Origin of the sequence: Burkholderia sp. Tr-20390, assembly GCF_017104595.1 — a bacterium.
In the GTDB taxonomy this organism is placed as follows: Bacteria; Pseudomonadota; Gammaproteobacteria; order Burkholderiales; family Burkholderiaceae; genus Burkholderia.
The window spans coordinates 1-3,606 of sequence record NZ_JAAGPC010000348.1 but is presented as its reverse complement, the minus strand read 5'-3'; the positions used below and the strand labels follow the sequence as shown (position 1 = coordinate 3,606).

The following is a 3,606-nucleotide window of genomic DNA, read 5'->3' as shown; positions in this document are numbered from 1 at the left end:
CGACGCGCACGAGCGGCGCGGGCAACGCGTTCGCGTTGCGCGGCAGCGCCTTGAGCCGGGTGGCGACGTCGGCGTTGGTCGAGCCGGTGGCGGCGACGATGTCGAGCGGCCACGCACGCGGCGCGGCGTCCAGGTGCGCCTCGAGCCGGTTGCGCGCGATGTGCGCGTCGCCGGAATCGGGCGTGTCGGAGGAGGTGGGGGCGTTCATGGCGCCTATTGTAGCGACAGGGGGCGCTGGCGCGCGTCGGGCGGGGTAATAGTCATTTCCCCGGGACAGGGGCCAATTGGTATCCGACGCTTCGCGCGTATGTGCTCGTGCCGAATCGAAGGAAGTTACGTTCAGGTAGTCATGGGCATGCGAGCCGGAAGAAATACCGCACCGACATTCCGGTTGATCAATTGACGAAACATCGTCGACCGATATCGATGGGTCAGAAGTTCGAATTCGTATGATGGATTTCCTGGTGCCGATCGTGCATTTTGGTGCGATGAGATTGCGCTGATAGCGACGAGAGGGAATCCGGATGAATGGTGGCGAGAAATGGTTAAGGGAGTCTTCGTTGACCGTTGGCGGAGGGGCCGGGCCCGGTACTTTCGCGGATGAGCGTTGCTCGGGCGCGATGAGCCGAGGTGACGCCGCATGATCCGCTATTTCCTCGCCAAGGGCGATCGGGGCGGCAGCGCGACGATCACCGAGGGATTGGAATGCGTCACGTGTTCCAATCCGCCGCCGCGTGTCCAGATCGCCACGCTCTACATGAAAACTTACTGCACGGCTTGCGAGCAGGTGGGGTTTGTCGCGCCGAAAGGCCCGCGCCTGCCCGGCAGGGCGCCGAATGGTCAGGGATGGGCGTTGAGTGGGGATGTCAATGCATGCGGGTGCAGTCCGCCGCCTGTGTTCCATGCCGAGCGGGGCATGACGATGCGGGTCGGTGACGGGGCGACTGAGCCGAAAGAACTGAGAGACGATCATTCTCACTCGCCTGTCTCTGGGGCGGAATGCGACGAGCAGTATGTATTGAAAAACGAGAAGACGGGGCAGCCCTTGGTATGTGTGCCGTATCGAATACATACCAGTTCCGGCCAGGTCTTCAGCGGTATGACTGATCGTGCCGGGCACACACAGCGCGTAGCGACGCGTCATTCGGAGAAACTGCGAATTGAAATAGTGGAGCATGGCCATGCCGCACGATGACTACGAATACGTGACCGTGCATGACTCGGCCATAACTAATACGACGCGTGGTTCGAAGGTTGAGCTTTTACTGGCAGTCGACGGGCCGCCAATCTGCAAAAACATGACCGATGCAGAATTTCGGAAGAAAGTCCTGACGTTGCGCGACGATGCCGTAAAAATAATCACGCAGAGAGTCGACGAACTCGATGTCTGGAGAGAGCCTGCGCGGGCGAGAGTCAGAGAGTGGTTCGGGGTTGCCGACGAGCCCACTCGCGGTGCGCTGACGAACGGATTGGTGGCGTTGATCACAGTCATGAAGGGATTGACGGCAAGGAATTTCGTTCGCTCCGATCCCGACCTTGATCGGGCTCTCGGCTGCACGCCAAATACGAAAAATCTAGACGGCGAAGTTGCGCACGTTTGCGGCCCCGATACCGCCACGCACACGATATCGATTTCCCCGAAGTTCTGCGAGCTTCCGGATACGAGCGCGGGTACGTTTTCCTCGATGCAACTGACCATTGTTCACGAGTGTGTGCATTTTCGGGATACATTCGGAGCGATTGACTACAAGAACACCTATGGACAATTTCTCAGCAGACGGCTCGCCAAAGAGGTCCCGACAATGGCGATCAGGAATGCGGACAATATTGCGTGGTATATCTTGTGCATCGATTAGCCTTGTGGGGCTTTGTGCTTCAGGCGTCGTGTTTGCTTGCAGCTTTTCCTTGCAATACTCAAGTAAGCTCGACCTCGGCGTCATGGCCATTTCGAATGCTGACCGGATTGCGCTCGCCAGCTTGTTGATGACCGTTCGGAACAGTGCGGCCAACAATGGTCCCGTCGTGATCTACGGATATGCCGACGAGCACGAGCGCGACGCAATTTCGATCGCCCGTACTCGGGCCAATGCTGTCCGAGCGTATCTGCTCGATCTCGGCGTAGCAAAAGATCGGATTCACATGGACTCTAAAATCTGGCGAAGCAACTCCGTTGTTCCGTCGAGTGAACGCAATCAGATAGAGATAGAGTTCATTCCAGCGTGTTCATCGGAAGGTTGCGAGAATCCGTGCGGTACGGTCTTGCAGGAGCAGAAGTAACGTACGGTATTCGCGTGTGAGATATCCCCGCAGTGGCGTTGCTGCGCGCCAGCGCTCCATCTCCTTAGCGCCGCATCTCCATCCGCTCCAGCGCCTTGATGTCCTCCTCGGACGTCATTTCGCAGGCCAGCAGCGTCTTGCCCTTCAGCGCCGGGCCCTGGCGGGCCGACACGAGGATCAGCGCACCACCCGGGCCGCGGACCGTCAGCCGGCGCGAATAGCCGACGGACGACGCGCCCAGCAGGTGGCCCTTCTCGAGGGTGAGCTGGTAGCGTTTCGCGAGCTGGTCGGCGACTTCGCCGTCCACGAGCACGCCGATTCCGGTACTGACGAACACGACCTGCTGCGTCGTGAAGCCGTCGCGGTGGATCGGCTCCGGCAGGCGATAGACCGCGGCGCCCAGCATCGATTCGTCCGGCTTCGGATCGGCCGCCTTGGCGATGTTGTAGATCGAGTCCATCAGATACGACGTGAACGGCGGCTTGCAAAGCGCGGCGTTGAAGATGTCGGGCTGGGCGGGCGGCGCGGCGCGTGCGGTGAGCGGTGCGCCGGCAATGACGAGGGCGACGGCGCCGACGGCAGCGGCGCCAAGCCTGGAAAGGCGATGGGACATGGATGCAGTTCTCTCAGGTTTTATTGTGAGGCTGCATGTTAATGCAATGCCGCGTATCGAACGATCGACGTGGCGCAGCCGGGGGGCGGCAATGCAACAGGCGCGTACGCCCGCGCCCCTCGATCGATTCCGTTGCCGGGTCATCGATGCGCGGGGCGTCGGGGCATGCGCGTCATGCAGCCGGTGGGATGCCGGTGCGTGCGGACGAACGTTACGGCGCGACGACCGGGTGTTTCAGCGCATGCGCGGTCTCGATCCACTGCGCGTGGAACTCGTCCGCGTCGGGCTTGAGCCCGAGTTCGCCATTGCGATAGGCCATCGCGAGCGTCTGCACGGCTTCCGGCAGCTCGTGCTCGGCGGCGCGGCGATACAGCGCCAGCGCGCGCGCCTCGTCGCGCGGCACGCCGCTGCCTTCGCGGTACGCGTTCGCGAGCATGAAGTCCGCGGCCGGGATGTCCGCGCGCGACGCGACGTCGAACCAGTGCGCGGCCTGCACGGGATCGGCGGCGACGCCGTAGCCGCTGCGATAGATCAGCCCGAGGTAATACGCGGCGGCCGGGTCGCCCTGCGCGGCCGCTTCGCCGAGCAGCGTGCGGGCGCGTGCGTAGTCCTTCTGCAAGTCGCTGCTGCCGAGCAGCAACGCCTTGCCGAGCGCGAGCTGCGCACGCCGGGCGGCCGGCGCGTCGGTCTTGCCGTCTGCCGCCGCGGCCGTTTCA

Annotated in this window: 5 protein-coding genes and 1 pseudogene; 3 read left to right on the top strand and 3 right to left on the bottom strand. The window is 62.3% G+C overall.

Translation table 11 applies throughout. The features are described 5' to 3' along the window. A pseudogene (locus G3N98_RS38710) lies at positions 1-208 on the bottom strand (biotin--[acetyl-CoA-carboxylase] ligase); the annotation flags it as partial. 432 nt (positions 209-640) lie between these two features. On the opposite strand from G3N98_RS38710, the gene G3N98_RS38705 reads away from it, so the two are divergent. The 3 genes from G3N98_RS38705 to G3N98_RS38695 all read left to right on the top strand — a co-directional run bounded on the left by G3N98_RS38705 (position 641) and on the right by G3N98_RS38695 (position 2,277). After that, the gene (locus tag G3N98_RS38705) at positions 641-1,195 is read left to right on the top strand and encodes a hypothetical protein (RefSeq protein ID WP_206151070.1); all 555 of its coding nucleotides are present in this window, start codon (positions 641-643) and stop codon (positions 1,193-1,195) included. Then, entirely contained in the window at positions 1,182-1,856 is a 675-nt protein-coding gene (locus G3N98_RS38700; RefSeq protein ID WP_179255070.1) for a M35 family metallo-endopeptidase, read from the top strand. Before G3N98_RS38705 ends, G3N98_RS38700 begins: the two co-directional genes overlap by 14 nt. 82 nt (positions 1,857-1,938) lie before the next feature. Further along, on the top strand, positions 1,939-2,277 hold the full coding sequence (locus tag G3N98_RS38695) for an OmpA family protein (protein WP_206151069.1): 339 nt from the start codon (positions 1,939-1,941) through the stop codon (positions 2,275-2,277). A gap of 64 nt (positions 2,278-2,341) precedes the next feature. Here the strand turns inward: G3N98_RS38695 and G3N98_RS38690 are convergent, their stop codons facing one another. Beyond that, the gene (locus G3N98_RS38690; protein ID WP_206151068.1) at positions 2,342-2,890 is read right to left on the bottom strand and encodes a hypothetical protein; all 549 of its coding nucleotides are present in this window, start codon (positions 2,888-2,890) and stop codon (positions 2,342-2,344) included. Positions 2,891-3,101: 211 nt separating this feature from the next. Further along, positions 3,102-3,606 (bottom strand): tetratricopeptide repeat protein (locus tag G3N98_RS38685; RefSeq protein WP_206151067.1); only part of this gene is annotated, 505 nt, incomplete at its 5' end.

Bases quoted from the DNA above. Each gene is read 5' to 3' on its own strand.
- G3N98_RS38705 (WP_206151070.1), top strand. From the start codon at position 641: ATGATCCGCTATTTCCTCGCCAAGGGCGATCGGGGCGGCAGCGCGACG.
- G3N98_RS38700 (WP_179255070.1), top strand. From the start codon at position 1,182: ATGCCGCACGATGACTACGAATACGTGACCGTGCATGACTCGGCCATA.
- G3N98_RS38695 (WP_206151069.1), top strand. From the start codon at position 1,939: ATGGCCATTTCGAATGCTGACCGGATTGCGCTCGCCAGCTTGTTGATG.
- G3N98_RS38690 (WP_206151068.1), bottom strand. From the start codon at position 2,890: ATGTCCCATCGCCTTTCCAGGCTTGGCGCCGCTGCCGTCGGCGCCGTC.